The 21,597-nt window shown below is 63.6% G+C and carries 19 protein-coding genes; 7 read left to right on the forward strand and 12 right to left on the reverse strand.

Going from position 1 to position 21,597, the window contains the following annotated elements; translation table 11 throughout:
* Positions 1-28 precede the first annotated feature (28 nt).
* From rnz to XH91_RS21120, 5 genes are all read right to left on the reverse strand, one after another.
* Positions 29-934, reverse strand: a complete 906-nt coding sequence (gene rnz, locus XH91_RS21100) for a ribonuclease Z (protein ID WP_128952353.1) — start codon at positions 932-934, stop codon at positions 29-31.
* Between the two features lie 48 nt (positions 935-982).
* A complete protein-coding gene (locus XH91_RS21105) occupies positions 983-1,966 on the reverse strand; it encodes an antibiotic biosynthesis monooxygenase (RefSeq protein WP_128952354.1) in 984 nt (327 codons plus the stop codon).
* 10 nt (positions 1,967-1,976) lie between these two features.
* Complete coding sequence (gene guaD, locus XH91_RS21110) at positions 1,977-3,374, reverse strand: guanine deaminase (protein WP_128952355.1); 1,398 nt, start codon at positions 3,372-3,374, stop codon at positions 1,977-1,979.
* Positions 3,371-4,606 carry a multidrug effflux MFS transporter gene (locus XH91_RS21115; RefSeq protein WP_128952356.1) on the reverse strand — a complete coding sequence of 412 codons (1,236 nt, stop codon included), beginning with the start codon at positions 4,604-4,606 and terminating at the stop codon, positions 3,371-3,373. The genes guaD and XH91_RS21115 overlap by 4 nt, the downstream gene beginning before the upstream one ends.
* Positions 4,607-4,990: 384 nt before the next feature.
* On the reverse strand, positions 4,991-5,764 hold the full coding sequence (locus tag XH91_RS21120; protein ID WP_128952357.1) for an alpha/beta fold hydrolase: 774 nt from the start codon (positions 5,762-5,764) through the stop codon (positions 4,991-4,993).
* Positions 5,765-5,918: 154 nt separating this feature from the next.
* Here XH91_RS21120 and XH91_RS21125 point away from each other — a divergent pair, with 154 nt between their 5' ends.
* From XH91_RS21125 to XH91_RS21145, 5 genes are all read left to right on the forward strand, one after another.
* A complete protein-coding gene (locus XH91_RS21125; protein ID WP_128954934.1) occupies positions 5,919-6,569 on the forward strand; it encodes a GntR family transcriptional regulator in 651 nt (216 codons plus the stop codon).
* Complete coding sequence (locus tag XH91_RS21130; RefSeq protein ID WP_128952358.1) at positions 6,566-8,095, forward strand: aldehyde dehydrogenase; 1,530 nt, start codon at positions 6,566-6,568, stop codon at positions 8,093-8,095. Before XH91_RS21125 ends, XH91_RS21130 begins: the two co-directional genes overlap by 4 nt.
* A gap of 73 nt (positions 8,096-8,168) precedes the next feature.
* The gene (locus XH91_RS21135; RefSeq protein ID WP_128952359.1) at positions 8,169-9,536 is read left to right on the forward strand and encodes an MFS transporter; all 1,368 of its coding nucleotides are present in this window, start codon (positions 8,169-8,171) and stop codon (positions 9,534-9,536) included.
* Positions 9,537-9,779: 243 nt separating this feature from the next.
* A complete protein-coding gene (locus tag XH91_RS21140) occupies positions 9,780-11,636 on the forward strand; it encodes a caspase family protein (RefSeq protein WP_128952360.1) in 1,857 nt (618 codons plus the stop codon).
* A 266-nt stretch (positions 11,637-11,902) separates the two neighbouring features.
* A complete protein-coding gene (locus XH91_RS21145) occupies positions 11,903-12,598 on the forward strand; it encodes a Clp protease N-terminal domain-containing protein (RefSeq protein ID WP_128952361.1) in 696 nt (231 codons plus the stop codon).
* A gap of 144 nt (positions 12,599-12,742) precedes the next feature.
* On the opposite strand, the gene XH91_RS21150 is transcribed toward XH91_RS21145, so the two are convergent.
* The 7 genes from XH91_RS21150 to XH91_RS21180 form a co-directional block, all read right to left on the reverse strand.
* Positions 12,743-13,240, reverse strand: a complete 498-nt coding sequence (locus tag XH91_RS21150) for a DUF2147 domain-containing protein (RefSeq protein ID WP_128952362.1) — start codon at positions 13,238-13,240, stop codon at positions 12,743-12,745.
* A gap of 95 nt (positions 13,241-13,335) precedes the next feature.
* Positions 13,336-13,782: a MaoC family dehydratase gene (locus XH91_RS21155; protein WP_128952363.1), complete on the reverse strand. Its 447-nt coding sequence runs from the start codon at positions 13,780-13,782 to the stop codon at positions 13,336-13,338.
* Positions 13,783-14,173: 391 nt separating this feature from the next.
* Positions 14,174-14,596, reverse strand: a complete 423-nt coding sequence (locus XH91_RS21160; RefSeq protein WP_128952364.1) for a hypothetical protein — start codon at positions 14,594-14,596, stop codon at positions 14,174-14,176.
* Positions 14,597-14,608: 12 nt separating this feature from the next.
* Entirely contained in the window at positions 14,609-14,830 is a 222-nt protein-coding gene (locus XH91_RS21165) for a hypothetical protein (RefSeq protein WP_128952365.1), read from the reverse strand.
* A 33-nt stretch (positions 14,831-14,863) separates the two neighbouring features.
* The gene (locus XH91_RS21170) at positions 14,864-15,760 is read right to left on the reverse strand and encodes a lytic murein transglycosylase (RefSeq protein WP_128952366.1); all 897 of its coding nucleotides are present in this window, start codon (positions 15,758-15,760) and stop codon (positions 14,864-14,866) included.
* A gap of 128 nt (positions 15,761-15,888) precedes the next feature.
* Positions 15,889-16,695: a shikimate dehydrogenase family protein gene (locus XH91_RS21175; RefSeq protein ID WP_128954935.1), complete on the reverse strand. Its 807-nt coding sequence runs from the start codon at positions 16,693-16,695 to the stop codon at positions 15,889-15,891.
* Positions 16,696-16,700: 5 nt separating this feature from the next.
* Positions 16,701-18,560 carry a flavin-containing monooxygenase gene (locus XH91_RS21180; protein WP_128952367.1) on the reverse strand — a complete coding sequence of 620 codons (1,860 nt, stop codon included), beginning with the start codon at positions 18,558-18,560 and terminating at the stop codon, positions 16,701-16,703.
* 177 nt (positions 18,561-18,737) lie between these two features.
* Here XH91_RS21180 and XH91_RS21185 point away from each other — a divergent pair, with 177 nt between their 5' ends.
* Together XH91_RS21185 and XH91_RS21190 are read left to right on the forward strand one after the other, a co-directional pair.
* A complete protein-coding gene (locus XH91_RS21185) occupies positions 18,738-20,363 on the forward strand; it encodes a long-chain fatty acid--CoA ligase (protein WP_128952368.1) in 1,626 nt (541 codons plus the stop codon).
* 70 nt (positions 20,364-20,433) lie between these two features.
* The gene (locus XH91_RS21190; RefSeq protein ID WP_128952369.1) at positions 20,434-21,543 is read left to right on the forward strand and encodes a glycoside hydrolase family 172 protein; all 1,110 of its coding nucleotides are present in this window, start codon (positions 20,434-20,436) and stop codon (positions 21,541-21,543) included.
* Positions 21,544-21,597: the final 54 nt, after the last annotated feature.

The raw sequence follows: 21,597 nt of genomic DNA on the forward strand, positions 1-21,597 counted from the left end.
TAAGATTAATGGCCGTGCAACGCACTGCCTAAACAGCGATACGATCCAGGTCAGCAGCGATCCTGACGCTCGGAAAGATCGTTGCGGCCTCCGCCAGAATCTCGTCGTCCTCATAGCGACCCGAGAGATGGGTCAGCACGAGCTGCCGGACATTGTTGGCGGCTGCGAACCGGGCCGCCTCTGCTGCCGTGAGATGGCCGTAGTCTCGCGCCGTCGGCACATCGCGATCCAGGAACGTCGCCTCGATCACAAGTAGATCGGCATCCGCGACATGCCTCGAAAGTCCCTCGGTGGTCTCGGTGTCGCCGATCACGACCAGCTTTTTGCCGCCGCTCGGCGGCCCCAGAACGTCCTCCGGATCGATCGTCCGGCCGCCTTCAATGCTGATCGGCCGACCTGCAGCCAGCTCGCCGCGCAGCGGTCCATCGGGCACATCAAGCGCTGAGAGGCGATCGGACAACAGATGGCGGCGCGCCGGGCTTTGGAATGAGAACCCAAAGCTGTCGGTGTCGCGATGACGGACCGGAAAGCAGTCGATGGTGAAGTCGCCGGCGTCGACGGCCTGCCCTTCCGACAGCGGCGCGAACTGCACGGAGATCGGCGCCCGCCCCTCGCCCCAGAGTCCGGCGAGCATGCGGATCACGATATCGAGCGTCCCCGGGCCGCCATGGATGGTCATCACGTCGGACGCCTGTCGCAGGCCCAGAGTCGAGAAGAGACCGGGAATGCCCAGCACGTGATCGAGATGACCATGCGTCAGCAGCATCCGATCGAGCCGCCGAAAGCCGGCGCCACTCCGCAGCAATTGGCGCTGCGTTCCTTCGCCACAATCGATCAGCATGCGCTTGCCCCCGGCCTCCAGCAGAAGCGCGGGGTGGTTGCGCTCAGCAGACGGAACGCTTGCGGATGTGCCAAGGAACGTCAGGGCGAACATGGTGGTCGGTTGTCCAGCGGGTCGGCCGAGGCCTGCCCCCAGACGGCCTCACCGTCCCCAATGCCACGTGAGCAGCAGTGCGTATAGCCCCATTGACGCGGCGTAAAGCCCGACAAGCAGTGCATAGCCGGCGATCTGGCGACCAAACGTGGCCTTCGGCGTGACCCACCAATCGAGCGCCTTGAAGGCAGCTGGCACGAGCCACCAGCCGAGCAGCTGGGTGCTCACGAGATTGCCGACGAACAGCGACAGCCAGATGGGCACACCGTGGCTATCGATCAATGGCCTGCTGATGAACGTGCCCCAGAGATAGACCACGGGATAAAGCACCAGGAGGACGATGAGATTGCTCTTCCAGATCAAGCCCGCACTTTGCTCCGGTGCCTGGGCCTTGCCGGCCGGGAACCAGAAATTGAAGCCATAGCTCGCACGCTTCACGTTCATGCCGGCGTTGAAGCGCGCGCCCTCCTTCAGCAGCTTCTGCCGCAAGGGCGAGTCGAGCCACGCATTGAGATTGGCATCGCTGTCGAACGAGAGGATGGCGATCCATTCGTCATGCAGGCCGGGGATCGGCCGCTCGATCTTGTGACGCAAAAACCCTTTGAACTCGGCTTCGGCGGCCTGGATGCGTTGCTGCCATTTGAGGAAGGCATCCTCCAACCCGACAGGCACCTTGAAGGAGATGACGGCGGAAACGGCGCGGTCGCGCTCGACGCCGGTATCGGGCAGGATATGGACATCCTCCGAACCGACGAAATGGCGCTGCACCTCCGCGATCAGCTTCGCCCGCACCTCGCTCTGGAGCCAGGCGCGCGCAGCGGCCGGACTTGCAAAGCGCACGATCGTCACCCAATCCACATGCGCGGGCGGCTGCGGCGGCACCACTTCCTGGCCGAGGAAGCCGGGCCATGACTTGAGCACCTCGCCGACCTCGCCGTTCCAGCGCGCGAACGCGGCAAAGCCTTCGTCCGCAATCCGGCGCTGGATGACGAGGGCGACCGGCTGGCCGGCCTTATCGGATGTTCCGCTCATCGCGTCCGCATTAGCTCTTCTTGTAGAGACGCTTGCCCATCACCCAGGTCTCGTCGACGCAGCGATCGTCGCCGACCATCATGACGGCGAACAGCATGCTCGCGGCCTCATCCATCGTGCGCGGACCGGCGCCATCGGCGATCAGTGACTGGTGCCACGCTTGCGCGCTCTGGCCGCCATTCGGGTCGAGCGCGACGAAATCCGCCTCCTTGCCCGGCTCGAAATTGCCGAGCTTGTCGTCGATATAGAGTCCTTCGGCGCCGCCCAGCGTGATCGACCAGAAGCCGCGATAGGGCGAGAGCTTGTTGCGTTCGGCTTCGGCGAGATCCTTCCTCGTGGGATCGATGCTGCCGTCGAGCAGCGTGTTGTTGCACATGCCGACCTTGTAGGCATCGTCGAGCACGGAGATCATCGAGAAGCGGTTGCCGCCGCCGACGTCGGTGCCGAACGACATCTTCACGCGATGCTCCGGATCGGTGGCGCGGCCGAGGCGGAACAGGCCGCTACCGAGGAACAGGTTCGAGCACGGACAGAACACCACCGCCGCGCCCTTCTTCGACATGCGGCGAAACTCGTTGTTGGAAAGGTAGACGCCGTGGCCGCCGGAGAATTTTGGACCGACCAGGTCGAACTTCTCATAGACGCCGAGATAGTCCTGGCAGTCGGGATGCTCGACCAGCACGCCGCTGCATTCGGCAGGGTTCTCGGAAATGTGGGTGTTGACCCAGCAGTCGGGATGTTCGTGCTTGAGACGCTGGCACGCCTTCAGCAGTTCCGGCGAGGCACCGAAGGCGAAGCGCGGCGTGATGGCATAGAGATTGCGGCCCTTGTTGTGATACTGCGCGATCAGCCGCTTGCTGTCGCGATAGAAATTCTCGGGCGTATCGATGAAATCGGCTGGCGCGTTGCGATCGATGCCGGTGAGGCCCGCGATGACGCGCATGTTGCGGCGGGCCGCTTCCTCGAACAGTTCTTCGGTCGAGACCGGCGAGGAGCTCGTGAACGCCTGGCACGTGGTGGTGCCGGAAGCGAGCAGCGCGTCGAGGAAACGCTTCACGCCCTCGCGCGCGTAGTTGCGATCGCGGTATTTGAGCTCTTCCGGATAGACCCACTTCTGCAGCCAGGGCAGCAGCTGCTCGCCATAGGCCCCTAGCACGCGGGTCTGCGGCAGATGGATGTGACCGTCGATGAAGCCCGGAACGACGATGCGGTCCTTGATGTGCGTGATCTCGACGCCCGGATGCGCGGCCGCGATCTTCTCGTAGGGACCGAACGCCTTGATGACGCCGTCGGTGACGACCATGAGGCCGTCCTGATGGAAGCGCGCTGCGGCCTGCTCGTTGCCGACGTGCTTCCAGGGATCGTCGACGAAGTCGAAGAACGTGCCGCGAATACCGACGGTGGTCATGATGTGATTCCTTCTTGTGTCTGTGTGGCCTGGCGCGCTGCGGGCAACGAGATCGCGAGCAGCACGCCCGCGACGGCGCAGAGGCCGAGATAGAGCAATCCGATCGGCGCCTGTGTCTCTTCGGGCAGCACCGCGGCGATCGCCATGGCACCGCTGACCGCGAGATAGCAGAGCGCACTGATGAGGCCGCCGATCAGGCCGTGGTCGCGCTCGAACAGGCCGAGCCCCATGCCGTACATCATCGGGCACAGCACGCCGCAGCCGCCGAGCACCAGTGCGCCGCCTGATGTGATCGACACGAAGTCGAGGCCGAGCGTCATGCCTGTGACGGTCAGGACGCCGGCGCCGGCGAGAAACAGCGCGAAGGCGCCGAAACCGAGCATCCGGGCCGGCAAGAGCTGCGCGAAATGCGCGCAGCCGAGCTCGCCGGCGAGATTGACGCCGCCAAGGCCGAGCGCGACGAGACCGTAGATGGCCGCGGAGTAACCGAGGCCGCTCTGGTAGAAGAACGGCGCGACGACGCCGAACGCCAGCTGCGCGCTCGCTGCCGCCGCGAAGACCAGCACGAAGGCGAGGAAGCCCGGACGCATCAGCGCGTCGCGCAGGATGCCGGCGGTGCGGCGCGGATCGAACGGCGCGCGCCGATCCGCAGGCAAGGTCTCGGGTAGGAGGCACACGACGATCGTGGCGACGATGGCCGCAGCGATGGCGATGATGACGAAGACGCCGCGCCAGGATGTGAGGTCGACGATGAAGCCGCCGGCCGCCGGCGCAAGCACCGGTGCGAGGCCCCAGGCGGCGCCGAGCAGGCCGGAGATCGCGGTCAGCTCGCGGCCGCGGTAGCAGTCGGCCGCAACCGCATAGGCAACCACGAGACAGGTGCAGCCGCCGATGCCTTGGAGGAACCGCAAGCCCAGCAGCAGCGAGGCGCTGGTGGCCATCGCACAGGCAACGCTCATGGCGATGAGCATTGCAAGACCCGCAAGCAGGACGTTGCGGCGGCCGAGCGTGTCGGAGGCGATGCCGACAGGCACCAGCGCGAGACTCATGCCGAGCATGTAGGCGGTGACGGTGTTCTGCATCGACGCCGCGTCGGTTGCCAGATCCACCACCATCTGCGGCAGGCCCGGCGTATAGGCATCAAGTGGAATCTGGCTGAACGGTACGACGCACAGCAGGATCGGCACGATCCCCCGCTTCGCGCAACCGGCGTCCGAAGCAAGTGCAGTCATCGACAACGCCCCCACAGTGCCCGCGGGCCCCGTCTTTTCGTGCGCGCGATGAGACACGATGCGGGTTGCGGGTCTTGACGCGCGGGACCGTGCCACAACTGTGTGTAGAAATTCTTAGAGGTACCGTTTCAATGCGCACGGATGTTCTTCGAACGCCTCGCGGCGTGAGGACGCTCCGTCGAAAACGCGAAAACAACCCCATGCACAGTAGAAATCACTGGTGAATTTCGCGCGTTCGCGCCACGTGCCCGGACGACACGGGAGGTTTGACACGTCGGGCAAAACAGGCGCACGATGGCATGATCCCCCGTCGCGAATGCGCGATCGCGCCGAGCCATTAACTGTCCGGAAGCCATCGCCGTTGCGGGCGCGGCGCTCGCGCCATCAGAACACGAAGCCCTTGAGAGCATCGAGAAACTGCCGCGGCGATTGCAGCTGCGGCACGTGCGCGCAGCCCGGAATGATCTCGAGCCTGGCATGCGGCAATCCGGCGGCGAGCTCGTGCGACATCGGCGGCGGGGTCGCTTCATCATGCTCACCGACCAGAACGAGGACCGGAACTTTCACCGTGGCGAGTTCAGCGCGGAGATCGAGGCCGGCCAATGCCTCGCACGCGGCACGGAAGACATCGGGATCCGTCCGCAGGAACGCTGCACGACGATCCTTCATCAGCTCAGGATGCTGCTCCTGAAACTCCGGCGCGAACAGGCGTCGCATGGCGACGTCGGTGATCGCCTCCAGCCCCTTCTCGCGCGACACCCTCGCCATGTTGCGAAACGCTTCGCGGCCGGGCTCGGAGAATGCAGCGCCGCTGTCGGCGAGAACGAGCCTGGCGGCGATTTGGGGATGCCGGATCGCCATCTGCAAGGCGACGAAGCCGCCATAGCCGTTGCCGAGTACGATCGCCGGCGCGCCGTTCGCAGCGTCCCGCACTGCCTCAGCCATCCGGTCCGCGACCGCAGCAAGACCGCCCTCGACCGTGCGTGAACGGCCGAACCCGGGCAGCTCCGGCACGATGGTCCGAAACGATGTCGCAAGCTCCGGCGCGATCGCGTCGAAGCTCGCACGATCCGACAATAGCGAGTGAAACAGAAACAGCGGCGGCCCCTCGCCCGACTGCGCGGCGTTGACGGTTCCAAAGGCAAGAAGCCTGTCCATGTCCGGTCTTTCCCAGCTTGCGTCGGTCGGAATACGCGCGACCCGCGTGCCTCATCGGCTCGATTGATAAATCAAATCGCGGGGAATTCAAGCATTTGGCCTTGACGTGAAATATCAGGACTGAGAGATTATGGGCACGGAGGCCGTCCAGACCATGCTTTTGCGCGAGAATATCTACGATCTTCTGAGAGCTGATATTTTAGCGTGTCGCCTTGCACCAGGCGATGAAATGCGCGAGCAGGACCTCGCCGAGCGCTACGAGGTGAGCCGGCAGCCGGTGCGGGATGCCCTTTTGCGGCTGCAGCGCGAGCACCTCGTCACGGTGCAGCCGCGCCAGGGCTATCGGGTCACACCGATCTCGCTCTCGGATGCCCGCGACCTCCTGCGCTTCCGCCTTGCGCTGGAGCCGGCCTGCGTCGCCGAGGCGATCGAAAGCGCGCCCGACAGCGTCTTGAAATCGCTCGACGAGTTTCGCCGCTTCTCGGGCAACCACGAGGACTTCATCGCCTACAACAGGGGCTTCCACACCGCGCTGGCCCATGCCTCCGGCAATCGCCGCATGGCCACCGCGCTGTGCGATTTGATCGGCCAGGCCGATCGGCTGGTCCGCGTCAGTATCTCCAATTTGAAGGGGCACGACCCGGCAAAGCTCGTCGCCGAGCACGTCGCCCTGATCGACGCCATGCAGAGCCGCGAAACGCGAACCGCGGCACGCATCATCAAGGCCCATATCGGAGCCACCGAGAAGCGCGTCCTGCCGGCGCTCAAGCGCAACGCCGTCATCGTCGAAGAGAGGTCATCATGAACGTTCCGTCGAAACCCGCCTCGATCGGCGTCGAAATCCACGGCAATTTCATCGATGGCCGCGAGGTCGAAGCCGGCAATGGCGCGATGCTGGACGTCCGCAATCCCGCGACCGGCGATGTGATCGCGCGTATTCCCAACTCGACCGCGGCGGACATCGACCGCGCCATGAAAAGCGCGCGCGCCGCGTTCGAAGGCAAGGCCTGGGGCGGCATGGACACGCGCGCACGCGCCCGACTGGTCAACAAGCTTGCCGATGCCTTCGAGGCCAATCTCGACAGTCTGTACCGGCTCGAGACCCTCAACAACGGCCGCCCGATCAACGAGACCCGCGCCCAGCTCTCCCGCCTGCCCGATTTCTTCCGTTACTTTGCTGGCGTCGCGCTGTCGCGCCGCGATTCCGTGATCCCCGTCGAAGGCGCCTATCTCAACTACACGCTCCGTACCCCCATCGGCATCGTTGCCAATTGCACGCCGTTCAATCATCCTTTGATGATCCTGTGCAAATCGCTCGCCGTGGTGCTGGCGACCGGCTGCGTCACCGTGGTCAAGCCGTCCGAATACACGCCGCTGACGACCTTGAAGCTCGCGCAAATCTTCACCGAGGCCGGCCTGCCGCCGGGAGTCTTCAATATCGTTCTCGGTCTCGGCCAGAGCGCCGGCAAGATGCTCGCCGAGCATGGCGACATCAACAAGCTGGTTTTGACCGGCGGCACCGAGGCCGGCCGCATCGCCGGCAGCGCGGCCGCCAAGGTGTTTGCGCATCAGACCATGGAGCTCGGCGGCAAGACGCCGGTGATGGTGTTCGACGATTTCGACGTCGACCGCGCCGTCAATTACGCAGCGTTCGGCGCCTTCATCGGCGCCGGACAAACCTGCGTCTGCGCCTCGCGCCACATCGTGCAGGCCTCGATCTACGACGAATTCGTCGAGAAGCTGAAGGCCAAGACCCGCACCATCCGCATCGGCGATCCCTTCGATGCGAGCACCCAGCTCGGCCCCGTGATCTCGGCGCGGCAGCGCGACCGCGTTCTCACCTATTCCGGCTACGGTCACCAAGACGGCGCACGTCTCGTGACCGGCGGCGTGGCCGCCAAGGTGCCGGGGCACGAGAACGGCTATTTCGTCGAGCCGACGGTTTTCGCCGACGTCAGCTCCGACATGCGCATCTTCCAGGAGGAAGTGTTCGGTCCCTTCACCTCGGTGACGCCGTTCAAGGACGAAGCCGATGCGCTGCGGCTGGCCAACGACTCGCCCTTCGGCCTTGCTGCCGCGATCCGCACCCGCGACGTCGCGCGCGCCCACCGTGTCGCCGCCTCCGTCAAGGCCGGCATCGTCTGGGTCAACGATCACCACCGGCTCGATCCGGCCTCGCCCTGGGGCGGCGTCGATGATTCCGGCATCGGCCGCGAATGCGGCACGGAAAGTTTCGACGACCACTTCAACACCAAGAGCGTGATGGTCGCGACGCACGAGCAGCCGTTCGACTGGTATCGCGACACGGCCAGCCAGAAGCGGCTGAACTAGAGAACGACAGGCGGCCAATCGCTCAGAGAAGGCGGGCCGCGTCATCAAGAATAGCAGTCAAGGGAGAGCGTATATGTCGACATCGGTGAACGCGGGCGGCCGTCTGGATCGGCTGCCGATCGGGCCATTCCATCGTCGCATCATGATGCTGATCGGCATCGGCATGTTCTTCGACGGTTTCGACATCTATATCGCCGGGACCGTGCTGAGCGTGACGCTGAAGACGGGCTTTTCGACCCTCGCCCAGAACGCGGTTTTCATCTCCGCGACCTTCGTCGGCATGATGCTGGGATCATTCGGCACCGGTTTTCTCGGTGACCGCTATGGACGCCGCTTCACCTATCAGTTCAATTTGCTGCTTTTCGGCATCGCGTCCCTGGCCGCCGCGTTCGCGCCAAACATGGCTTTCCTGATTGCCTGCCGCTTCGTGATGGGCGTCGGGCTCGGAGCGGAGAACGTCGTCGGCTATTCGACGATGACGGAATTCGTGCCCGCGCGCACGCGCGGCAAATGGCTCGGCTTCACCACCGTGTGCGTCGTCACCGGTCTGCCCGTCGCGCTGTTGGTCGCATCCGTGCTGGTGCCGCAGTTCGGCTGGCGCTCGATGTTCGTGCTCGGCGGCATCGGCGCGCTCGTCGTCTGGTACATGCGCAAGTCGCTGCCGGAATCGCCGCGCTGGCTGGAAGCGGTCGGACGGACCGCGGAGGCGGAAGCGCTGATGCAAGCCATCGAGAAGGAGGCGGCGCAAGGCCAGCCCTTGCCCGCGCCGGTGGCCATGGCATCGGCCCCGGTCGCGGCCGATCTCGGCACACTGTTCGCTGCCCCCTTACTGTCGCGGATGATCGTCGGTGCGGTCTGCCTCATCACCATCAACACCCTGCTCTACGGCTTCGTCACCTGGCTCCCGGTGTTCTTCGTCAAGCAGGGTCTCTCGATCGCGACATCGTTCGGTTATTCCCTGCTGATGGCACTGGGTGCGCCGATCGGCTCGGCGATCGGTGCGCTGACGGCCGACCGCTGGGGCCGCAAGCCGACCATCATCGGCGCGTCGCTGATCTCGGTGGCGCTGGGTATTCTCTATCCCATGATCTCGGATCCGATCCTGCTGCCGGCCGTAGGCTTTGCGCTGACCGTGCCGATCTACGTCCTGGTCGCGCTGCTGTTCGGCATCTACATCCCCGAGCTGTTTCCGACCGAGGTTCGCCTGCGCGCCTCCGGCATCGTCAACACGCTGGGGCGCGGCGCCACCATCGTTACGCCGTTCCTCGTCGTGTCGCTGTTTGAATCGCGCGGCGTTGCCGGCGTCATGGCGCTGATGATCGGGCTGCTAGTGATTCAGATCATCACGGTCTGGGCTCTGGGCATCGAGCCCAGGCATCGCAGCCTCGAGGAGCTGAAGACGGAGGAAGCGGCGGCGCCGGTTCTGAGCGAGGTGTCTTGAATTACCCGCTACGCTCGACACGCGCGCATGACGCCCCGGTGGCATTCTTTTGGCTGCCGGGAGGAGGCTCGCGCCTCGTCTGCCGAACGTCCGCTCATCGCGCCCGAGCGGACCAGATTTGCTGAACCTGGACTCTTCGCATTTAACCCGAAGCGGGTTCCTGCGTGACGATGGTCACAGACCCGTCGCTTGCCTTCTCGAATGTTCCGACTAGTTTTGGACCACGTTGCAACAGGGGCGGCAATGGGCGCGGTTCGACTACTCGCATTGATCTTTTGTTCCTTCTGGTTGGCCTGCACATCGGCTCAAGCCGAGCGCCGAGTTGCGCTGGTCATCGGCAATTCCGCTTACAAGAATGTGCCCAAGCTAAGTAACCCGGTGAACGACGCCGCTCTGGTTGGTGGCATGTTGAAGAACGCCGGGTTAGAGGGGGTCTACATCAAGACCGACCTCAACGGTATCGAGATGCGAAAGGCTCTGCGCGACTTTGGTGCGAGAGCGCGAGAAGCAGATGTCGCCATCATTTACTACGCTGGTCACGGCATCGAATTCGACGGGACTAATTACCTCATCCCGACTGATGCAACTCTCGAAACCGACAGTGACGTACTCGATGAGACCGTGGCGCTTGACCGCGCTCTCTTCGCCGTTGAGCCTGCGAAGCAGCTGAGGCTCATCATTCTGGACGCCTGCCGCGACAATCCCTTCGCTAAGACCATGAAGCGAACAATCGCTGCTCGTGGAATCGGGCGCGGTCTTGCGAAAGTCGAGCCGACAAGCCCTAACACTATGATCGCGTTCGCAGCGAAGGCAGGGTCTACGGCTTCGGATGGCGATGCAAAAGATAGCCCCTTTGCCACGGCACTCGTTGATCGACTGCCGACGCCGGGTTTGGACTTGCGCAAGGCGTTCGGCTTCGTCCGCGACGATGTCCTGAAGAACACTGGCTACACGCAGGAACCATACATTTACGGCTCGCTAGGCGGCGATGATGTTGCCCTCGTTCCAGCAAAGCCAGTGGCTTCGCCGACGACGGATGACCGTGACGCCACGATGCAGCGAAACTACGAGCTTGCGCTCCAGATCGGTACAAAGCCGGTGTGGGATGCCTTCATCGAGAAATATCCGTTCGGTTTCTACACCGCGCTCGCAAAAGCGCAGCGTGACAGGCTGGCGGCAGAAGAGGCGCGCGTCGCCGCCACCGAGAAAGCGAAGGCGGCGCAAGAGGAAAAGGCCAGGCTTGCAGCCGAGGGTGCAAAGCAGGTCGAGCAAGCCAAGGCGGCCCAGCAAGCCAAGGTGGCCGAACAAGAGAGGATTACCGCTGAACTCACCAAGAAGGCGCAAGAAGAAAAAGTAGCGGAGGCCGAACGCATTAAAGCGGCGGCTCAGGCCAAGGCCGCGGAGGAAGCGAAAGCCGCTGAGGCTCCAAAGGCGGCCAAAGGCGAGGCTGAGGCGGAGAGTTCCAGCGCGGCGAAGGCGGAAAAAACTGCCCCCGACGAAAAAACAGAGGCCGAACTGAAGGTGACCGAAGAGAAGGTCGCGGCCCTTGCACCGGCGGATGACAAACCGGCGTCGTTGTCGGTGCCCGATCTGTCGCGTGCTTTGCAGTCCGAACTGCGCCGGGTTGGTTGCAACACTGAGCCGGTGGATGGCAACTGGAACGCGGCCTCGCAGCGAGCGCTCGAGCTGTTCAACAAACACGCGGGAACCAAGCTGGAGGTCAAGACCGCAAGCGCCGATGCGCTGGATGCCGTCAAGGCGAAGACCTCGCGGATCTGCCCGCTGGTTTGCGAACACGGTTTGCGGGCGGACGGCGAACGCTGCGTGAAGATTACCTGTCGCTCGGGTTATCGGATCAATGACGACAACGATTGCGAAAAGATAGGGGAGAAAAGACCGCTGGCGAATCGTGAAGAGTCCAAGCCAAAGCGCGATGTAGAGCGGAAGGATGCGGAGTCTGCGCCGTCGAAGCCGCAAGCTTCGGGGCAAATGATTTGCGGCATGGCAGGATGTCGTCCGGTTGCAAAGGGCTGTAGGTTGGAAATTAAAGCCCGCTCTTACGGTACTTCCCAACCTGCCACTGTGGAAGTCTGCAACTGACCGTACTGGTTCGTGGCAGCAGTACAGCTACAAACGGTGTCAGTGCCAAGGGCAGCCCATGACCTACACGATCCATCTCGTCAGGGGCAATTGACAGCAGGTTGCATCACGATCATTATTGCTTGAGGTGGATACGACCTGCCGCTTGCGCCCCACTGGGGGTGGTGAACGTATCATCGATCTTTCTAAGCCCTTTGCCCGAACGAACGGGTCAGCAACGCAAGCGCCTGGCGCCTCGGCTTCGTTCAAGCAAAGGATGAAAGATCATGCGCGACTATCGCGACGCAAAGACCATGGCCCACACGGCCCGGGTCTTCCTCGGCGATCACGGCCTGAAGATCACCAATAGCCAAAGCCTAGAACTGATCGCCAAGGCGTTTGGCGCTGCGGACTGGAACACGCTTGCTGCTACAATTCGCGACGAGGTCAGCACGCCTCGGGCCGAAGCGGCAACGCCATCACCCGCCACAATCGATGCAGGGATCAGGCCCCGGGTGCCTCGTTTCTCCAGCGAACTGGAACGCACCTTGCAGCGCGCTCTTGCTCATGGCGACGCGCGAAAGCATCAGTACACGACGTGTGAGCATCTGCTGCTCGCGCTGACGGATGATCCGAACGCGTCAAAGGTTATGCAGGCTTGCAGTGTCGATCTTACGGCACTCAAGAAAGGCCTGACCGACTACATTGACAATGATTTGCGACCCATCGTTGTCAAAACTGGCAAATCGATCGGTGGATCTCGTCCCACCGCAGCGTTTCAGCGCGTAATGCAGCGCGCGGAGGCGCACGCCGAACAGATGGGACAGCAGGAGGTCACCGGCAATAATGTGCTGGTCGTCATCTTTGCCGAGCGGTTAAGCCCGGCGGTGCGGATGCTTTACGGTCAGGACATGTCGGCTGAGGATGCAGCAAACTTCATCGAGCGAGGTGTCGCCAAACGAAATGGCACCGCCGGGCCTTGAAACAGTACCGCCAGCACTCGCGGAAAGAGTCCTCTTGTGGATCCATTTGCGAAGTTGGGCCACCTCTGACGGAGGTGCGCTCACCACGCCAGAACGCAATGGATTTGCGCGCGGCGGGGGCGGACGATCGGATCGCGTCTCGATCTATTTCCGGTTCTCCTCGCAGAACTTCAGCGCTGCGAGCGCCTCGCCGGCGCGCGGGATCTGCATCTCGATGCTGTCGTCGTCATCGTCCTCGAAGTCCAGCGTCAGACGCTTGGCTTTCGACAGGCGGTCCATGATGGACTGGTCGAATTCGAAGATGCCGCGCACCGTGGTCTTGTCCATGACCTCCCACTTCGCCTTCGACATGATGTCGGCATCATCGGTGCCGACGTCGGCGCGCAGGATCTCGCCGACCTTGTCCCACTCCCAGCCGTCATAGATCATCACGATCACGATGGCCTTGTCCGAATAGGTGATGACGATGACGTAGTCGCGGTTCTCGTCGTCCTTGTCCTTGTAGCCGCGGCTGGCGTTGCAATGGGTGTCCTGGCTGCGTTTCTCGATGGTCCAGTCACCGACCTTGGATTGTTGCGCGACCGCGGGTGCGGCACTCAAGGCGCCTGCGAAGAGTGCAGTGGCAAGAAAGATCCGTTTCATGTCAGCCTCCAGCGTTTTCCCCACGCCAAGCTGACCATCTCTCCCGGAAAGCCGCAAGGGCCGGCGCGACGCAGCCGTCGGCGAAGGCTCGCCCGCTACGCCTGCCGCGGCACGATCGCGATCGGGGTGAAGGTGTAAACCTCCTCGCCGTCCTGATTGAACATCGTCCATTTCACCAGCGCGATGCCTTGCGGCTTCGACTTTGACGGCGTCAGGCTCATGACCTCGCCGACCAGATGCAGCCGGTCGTTCGGCCGCACCGGAATGGTCCAGCGCAACCCGTCGACGCCGGCTCCGATCAGCGGGTGCGGCCCGAAGGGCCGGGTCTGGATCGCAAGGTTCATGGCGATCGCCGCGGTGTGCCAACCGGAGGCGGCCAGGCCCTTGAACAGGGTGTCCTTGGCGGCCTCGTGGTCGAGATGCATCGGCTGCGGGTCGAACTCGGCGGCAAACCGCTTGATGTCGGCTTCGCTGACCACGACCTCGGGGGATTTGAAGCGCATACCGACGGTGAGATCGTCGAACCAGGCGACCTGGGCCATGATTTTGCCTCGAAATGTGACATGCCGCGCACGCAACGCGCGCGACCAAAGGGTGGATCGGTCGTGGGGATGTAGCGGTTCGGCCGCCCGCAGGCCAGCTCCCGGTTCCCCGCGAAACCCCTTTCCCGTCTCAACGAAACACGCCTGAAACAGTCGCTCGGTTATCTAACCGTCAAAATCATACAGGGACGTGCGTCATGCAATTCTTCCTCGACCTGATTAGCGAATATGCCTGCTGCCAGCATCTCGTCGCCCAGCCGCTTGGGGAGGACGAGACATGATCGAGATGATCTCCGTTCTCCTCGCTCTGTGCAGCATCGCCGTCTTCGCGGCGCATGCGCTGGACGCCTATCGCACCACCCATTCCTGACCGGAAGCGACGGCGGCGCGGCTAGAATGGCCGCCGGTAGAAGTGCTCCGAATGCGTTGCCGGCGGAAACCGGTTGGCGAGCGCCAGGGCCCCCTTCTCGTCCGTCTCCAGCGCGATCTTCTGCGCCAGCATCACGTCGCCGGGCACCAGGAAGCCCGACGGCACGAAGCACCACCCCATCGTTGCATTGCCCGACGCGTCGACCTCGTGGACATTGGCGGCCGTGCCGTAGTGGATGCGATAACGCTTGCCGCTGTCGCAGCCGATGACGTCGAAGTGCCGATGCTGCTCGAATTGAGCGCGCTGCTCCTCGGACAGCCATTCAGCCAATAGCCGCCTTCCCCGCGCCTCGGGCGTATTCTCGCCGAAGAAACGCCGGTAGAGCTCGCGGAGCGCGTGCAGACGCGCCCGCGCGGGCGCGCGAAGCCTGAAGACCGCGATCATGGGCCGTTCAGATCAACCGCCGACCAGGCGGGGATAGAACAGCGTTTCGTGCGCGGTCGGATCGAACGATTTGATACGCGTGACTTCGCCGGGCCCGGTCCGGTACGCCGCGGTAAACCCCGCGCCGGTCAATTCCCGAAAGCGTTGTTCGGCCCGCGCCAACGCTTCGGCATTTTCGGGATCAAACTCGTGGCGTGTATCGCCGGTATGATCCATCACGATCTGGGTAGCCATGTTGAGTCTCCTCATGCCCAGCCCTGAACTTGATCAAAGCAAACCTCGTGCCGTCAGTTCCCGAAAGCAACAACTTTCTCTCCAAGACGTCCAGTCACGCCTTGCGGAGCACTCAACGCACGGCCGCTGCCCCGCCACCCCGTCGATCTGCCGGCCCATCAGCGCGATGGCTTTCTGGTAGACGCCGGCCGCATTCCACGCCTGGATGGCGGCGAAATTCGGTTCGCCCGGCTGGTAACCGGCTCCCGCACGCCAGCCATTGGCCTTGAGGAAATTCGCAGTCGAGCTCAACGCGTTGGCGGCGACGTCGAGATTGCCGGTGCCATAGGCCAGGATGTTCTTGGGCATGAACTGGGTCTGCCCGACCTCGCCGTGCATGGAGCCGCGCGTCGATCCGGACAGCATGCCGCGGTCGACCAGCTTCAGCGCTGCATAGAGCTGCTCGGTAAAGAATTCGGGGCGACGGCAGTCGTAGGCGAGCGTTGCGATCGACGAGAGCATGTTCTGGTTGCCGCGCTGGCTGCCGAAACCGGTTTCCATGCCCCAGATTGCGATCAGCGGCCCCGGCGGCACGCCGTAACGCTGCTCGATCGAGGCAAACATCGCTGCCTGCGACTGCTTCAGCGAGCGGCCGCGCGCGACGATTGTGGTCGCGCCGCGCTTGGCCAGGAATTGGTCGAGCGACAGCGAAAAACTGTGCTGGCTGCGGTCGGCATTGATCGTCGCGCTGGCGTAATTGGTCTGCATCAGCGCCGAGATCGCGGTCTGGCCGATGCCCTTGCCCTGCGCCTCCGCGCTGAACTCGCGCTTCCAGGCCTCGAAGCCGCCGGGGCCGTTGCCGCATTGCGCAGCCATGGCCGAGGGAGCCAGGAACAACAGCAGCGCGGCCGCGCCGATCATCGCCGTCGCAACGGCCTTGCCCTCGATCATTCCTGCGTATCCTTTTCTCAAATTGCGCGACCGGCTCGCGCACGGCCATGATCCTACGTCAGCCGTATCAGCTCAAGCCCCGACCGGTGCAATCAATGCAAGCAATGCGCTTGACATGAATCAAAGGCTTATCGTCCGCCGTCGGTTCCGGGCAGGAAATCCACCATGATGCCCTGGTGCTGCCGGTACATGTCGGTGCCGGTCGCGGTGACGCAGCCGAGCTTGCGGGCTGCCGCGATGAAGGGCGAGATCTCCGGCTTGGTGATGACGCAGCCGCAATAGGCCGACGGCGCCAGCCTGATGACGTCGACCGGCAGCGGATCGCCAGCCTTCATGCCGGCCGGCGTGGCATTGGCGACGAAATCGAAGCCTGCGGGATCGGATGTACCCGCCCGCACGGGCGCTTTGCCGAGCCCGTTGAGCCGGTCGATCAGTGCGTCGCGGCGCTCGCTTGCGCTGTCGTGAATCGCGAGCTCCCTGACGCCGGCCTCGACCAGGGCCAGCGCAATGGCCGAGCCTGCCCCACCCGCACCGACGAGAAGTGCCCGCATGCCCCGGGGATCAATTCCATTCGCGCGCGCGGCGCCGACGAAGCCAAGACCGTCCACCATGTCGCCGTGCCACGAACCATCGGTGCGGCGGCGCATCAGATTCGCAGTGCGCAGGAAGTGCGCACGATCGCTCGCGCTGGCGCAGGCCTGGTAGCAGGCAAATTTGTGCGGGATGGTCACCACGATGCCGTCGAGATTTTTCAACCGGCTCGCCACTGAGAGAAAATCATGGAGATCGTCGGTCGCAACCTGAACCGGGACGAGGATGCCGTCATGGCCGCGCGCAGAGAATTCCGCGGAAACGCCCGCGGGCGAGCGCACCTGCGCGATGGGCTCGCCGACGATGACGTAAAGCCGGGTCGCCCCCGTCGGAGCCGGGATCATGCCGTTCATGCCGAGAGCGGAGCCCCCTGGCTGTTCGCGTCGGCGCCATAGCTCAATTCCAGCCCGTCCAGATTGCCCTCCTTCCGCCAGGTGGCGAGCAGCCGGAGAAACGCCATCGGCCCCCGCCAGTACTGGCTGTTGCGCGCCGCGACCGGATCGAACACGCCCTCATTGTTGTAATAGCCGGGCGTGCATTCGGCGAGATAAGTCTGGCGGCCGACCGCGGCCTTCACCACCTCATCGACCCAGGCGTTCTCGGCCGCGAGCGTCGGCTCCAACGTCCTTGCGCCGCGCTTGCGCGCCTCTGCGATCACATAAGCGATGTGCTGCGATTGCTCGTCGATGATGTGCGGGAAATTCGCGCTCTGGCCGGCCTGCACCGTCACGATCAGGAAGCAGTTCGGGAAGCCGCGGCTGTAGAAGCCGTGCATCGTCTTGACGCCGTCGCGCCAGCGCTCGGACAGGCTGACACCGTCCCGCCCATAGACCTCGAAGCCCATGCGGCGCGCATAGTCGGTGCCCACCTCGAAACCGCTGGCGTAGATCAGGCAGTCGAGCTCATGGGCCTTGCCGCCAGCGACGACCGCATTCTCGGTGATGCGCTCGACGCCTCTGCCCTTGGTGTCGACGAGATGCACGTTGGGACGGTTGAACGTGTCGAGATATTCGTCGTGGAAACACGGCCGCTTGCAGAACGCCTTGTACCAGGGTTTGAGCGCCGCTGCGGCCGCCTCATCCTTCACGATCGCATCGACGCGGGCGCGGATCTCCTCCATCTTGCGATAGTCGGCCTGCTCGATCACCTTCAACGCCTCTTCCATCGAGGTCACTGGTTGGGGCTGACGGCGCGGCGCCAGTAGGATCTCGCCGAGCAGGCCGGTCCAGCCGTCCTGCACCAGATCCTGCTCGAACGGTTCGCCTGAGATCACCGCGGTGAAATTGTCCATGCGCTCGCGCTGCCAGCCCGGCTTCAGGCTTTCCGCCCAGGCGCGATCCGTCGGGCGGTCGGCGCGCACACCGATCGCGGACGGCGTGCGCTGGAACACGTAGAGCTCTTTCGCCGAACGGCCGAGATGCGGCACGCATTGCACTGACGTGGCGCCGGTGCCGATGATGCCGACGCGCTTGTCGGCGAGACCGTCGAGACCGCCCTCCGCACTGCCGCCGGTGTAAGCATAGTCCCATCGGCTGGTGTGGAAGCTGTGCCCCCTGAAGCTTTCGATGCCGGGAATGCCCGGCAGCTTCGGCCGGCTCAGCGGACCTCCAGCGAGAATGACGAAGCGCGCGCGGATGCGATCGCCGCGATCGGTCTCGACCAGCCAGCGCCCCTCCTGCTCCTGCCATGTCATGCGCGAGATGACGGTCTGAAACAGCGCACGCTCGTACAGATCGAAGTGGCGGCCGATGCGGCGCGAGTGCTCGTAGATCTCCGGGGCTCGCGCATATTTGCGCACCGGCATGTAGCCGGTCTCTTCCAGCAGCGGCAGGTAGATGTAGCTCTCGGTATCGCAGGCAGCGCCGGGATAGCGATTCCAGTACCAGGTGCCGCCGAAATCGGCGGCCTTTTCCACGATGCGGAAATCGTTGATACCCGCCGACCGCAGACGCGCGCCACACAAAAGACCACCGAAGCCGCCGCCGACGACGAGCACTTCGGTCTCTTCGCTCAAGGGCTCGCGCGTAAACCCGGCATCGGCCCAGGGGTCGTCGAGATAGCGAGCGAAGTCGCCTGATGCCTCGACATATTGCGCCTTGCCTTCGGAGCGCAGGCGCAGGTCACGCTCGTCGCGATAGCGCGCACGCAGTGCCTGGATGTCGACCGTAGGTACGCCGGCTGCTCCGGTCTTGTGTCTTTCCGCTGACATCGATTCCTCCACCGCGGCCCGCTGCTTCGCCGGGAGCTGGTGCCACTTAGCCTCGAAAAAGTGACGCATGCAATCGCGCCGATCGCTTTTTGCGTGGACGTCGCGCGACGTTGCGCTAACCTTTCGCACAAATCACAGCTTATGCCACGCAACGACGTGGCTGCTACGGAGGGGACGATGCAGGGATTGATGATGGACATGCCGCTCCTGATCAGCGGCCTGATCCAGTATGCCGCCGACTATCACGGCGAAGCGGAAATCGTCGCGCGCGAGATCGAAGGCGACATCCATCGTTACACTTATGCCGATGCACATCCGCGCATCAAGCGCATGGCGCTGGCGCTGACGCGGCTCGGCATGAAGCAAGGCGATCGCGTCGGCACGCTCGCCTGGAATACGCATCGCCATTTCGAGATGTTCTACGCCGCGCCGGGCATGGGCTATGTGCTGCACACGGTCAATCCGCGGCTATTCCCCGAGCAGCTCGTCTACATCGTCAACCACGCCGAAGATCGCCTGCTGTTCATCGACCGTGCCACATTGCCGATCGTCGAGGCGATCTCGCCGCAACTGAAGACGGTCGAGGCGTTCGTCGTGATGTCCTCGCGCGAGCGGATGCCGGAGACCAAACTCGCCAATGTGCATTGCTACGAGGAACTGCTCGAAAAGGAGAGCGATACCGGCTTTGCCTGGCCGGAGTTCGACGAAAAATCCGCCTCCACCATCTGCTACACCTCGGGGACGACAGGCAATTCGAAGGGCGTGATCTATTCGCACCGCGCGGCGATCCTGCAGACCATGACCTGCTGCAATTTCGACTTCCTGCCCGGACATGTCGAAGGCGTGCGCGAGGTAATGATGCCGATGGCCCCGCTGTTCCACGGCAACGGCTGGAATATGCCGTTCACCGCGCCCTATACCGGCTCGAAGCTGGTGCTTCCCGGCCGCAATTACGAGCCCGACAAGCTCTATGAACTGCTCGAAGGCGAGAAGGTGACGCTTTCGGCCGGCGTGCCGAGCTTCTGGTTGATCCTGCTCGACTGGCTCGGCCGCACCGGCAACAAATTCTCGACGCTGCGCGCAACGTTGTCATCGGGCTCGGCGCCGCCGCGCGCGATGGTCGAGAAGCTCAAGCGCAACTACGCCGTCGATTACGTCCAGGCCTGGGGCATGACGGAGGCGCTGGGCTGCTCGATGCCCGGCTTGAGACCAGGATCGGAGCATCTCAGCGAAGCCGACTTCTTCGACCGGCGTCAGGTCTCCGGCCGCGCCTGCTTCGGCACGACCTTGCGCATCGTCGATGATGCCGGCGTCGAGCTGCCGCGTGACGGCAAGACCGTTGGGCACTTGCGCGCCCGTGGTCCATGGGTTGCCTCCGGCTACATGAAGTTAGAGGAGGGCCTCGATCGCGACGGCTGGTTGATCACCGGCGATATGGCCGTGATCGATCCGCAGGGCCACGTCACGCTGACCGACCGCTCCAAGGACGTGATCAAGTCGGGCGGCGAATGGATCTCCTCGATCCAGCTCGAGGACATCGCGCTGTCCCACCCCGACGTTCTGCAGGCCGCCGTCGTCGCCATTGCGCACGAGAAATGGCAGGAACGCCCTCTCCTTCTCGTCGTCCGCAAGAAGGGCGCGACCGTCGACGGCAAGACCCTGCTCGACCACATGCGCCCCAGGATCGCGAGCTGGTGGATGCCGGATGCGGTCGAATTCCTCGACGAATTCCCGATGACCGGGACCGGCAAGGTGCTCAAATCGGCGCTGCGCGAGAAGTTCAAAGCGTATCGCGTCGCGTAATCCATCTTCATCTTTTGGTAGATTCGGAAGCGATATATCCAGGGATCGCTAACTCCTGGTCGAGGACATCATGGCGTTTTCCGGATTGGGCCTGCATCTCGGCAATCTCAGCCACCTGTCGAACGCGCAGACGCGGTCGATCAGCCCCGAGAATTTCACCGGTGAAAAAGGCAAGGGCGGCATGTCCGTCGACGGTCCGGCGGCGCGCCAGGCCCGCGACCTCGGGCAAGGCTGGAAGGTGTCTCCCTATGTCGTGATCGAGCCCGGCGCGACGTTCACGCTCGCGGACATCGAGGGCCGGGGCGCGATCCAGCAGATCTGGATGACGCTGGCGCGCGGGCGGCTGCGCCATTCCATCCTGCGCATGTATTGGGACGATCAGGCGCAGCCGAGCGTGGAGTGCCCGGCCGGCGATTTCTTCGCCTGCGGCTGGGAGGAATTTGCGCAGGTGTCGTCGCTCGCGGTCTGCGTCAATCCGGGACGGGCCTTCAACTGCTACTGGGAGATGCCGTTCCGCAAGCGCGCACGCCTCACGCTGGAAAACCGCAGCGAAGAGGCGCTGACCGTCTACTACCAGATCAACTACGCCCTGACCGAGGTACCCGAGGACTGCGCCTATTTCCATGCGCAGTTCCGCCGCACAAATCCGCTGCCCTACAAGGACGTCTACACCATCCTCGACGGCATCAGCGGCCGCGGCCACTATGTCGGCACCTACATGGCCTGGGGCGTCAACAACAACGGCTGGTGGGGTGAAGGCGAGATCAAGTTCTTCATCGATGGCGACGGCGAATTCCCGACGATCTGCGGCACCGGCACCGAGGATTATTTCTGCGGGGCCTACAATTTCGATCCCTATGTCGCGCATGCCGGCCAAGGGCAATCCCGCTATGTGGAGTTCACCACGCCTTATGCCGGCCTGCCGCAGGTGATCAGGCCGGACGGCGTCTACAAATCGCAGCAGCGGTTCGGCCTGTACCGCTGGCACATCCCCGATCCGGTCCGCTTCCAGAGCGACCTCCGCGTGACCATCCAGGCGCTGGGCTGGCTGCCCGGCGTCAAGGAATCGAAATATCTCCCGCTGCAGGACGACATCGCCTCGGTCGCGTTCTGGTACCAGACGCTGCCGACGGCGCCGTTCCCGAGACTGCCTGGTCCGGACTATCTGGAAATCGGGTAGGTCCGATTAAATCATGGACCTCTGTCACCCATCCATCCACTGGGCAATTCTCTT

The organism is Bradyrhizobium guangzhouense (assembly GCF_004114955.1).
Classification (GTDB): Bacteria; Pseudomonadota; Alphaproteobacteria; order Rhizobiales; family Xanthobacteraceae; genus Bradyrhizobium; species Bradyrhizobium guangzhouense.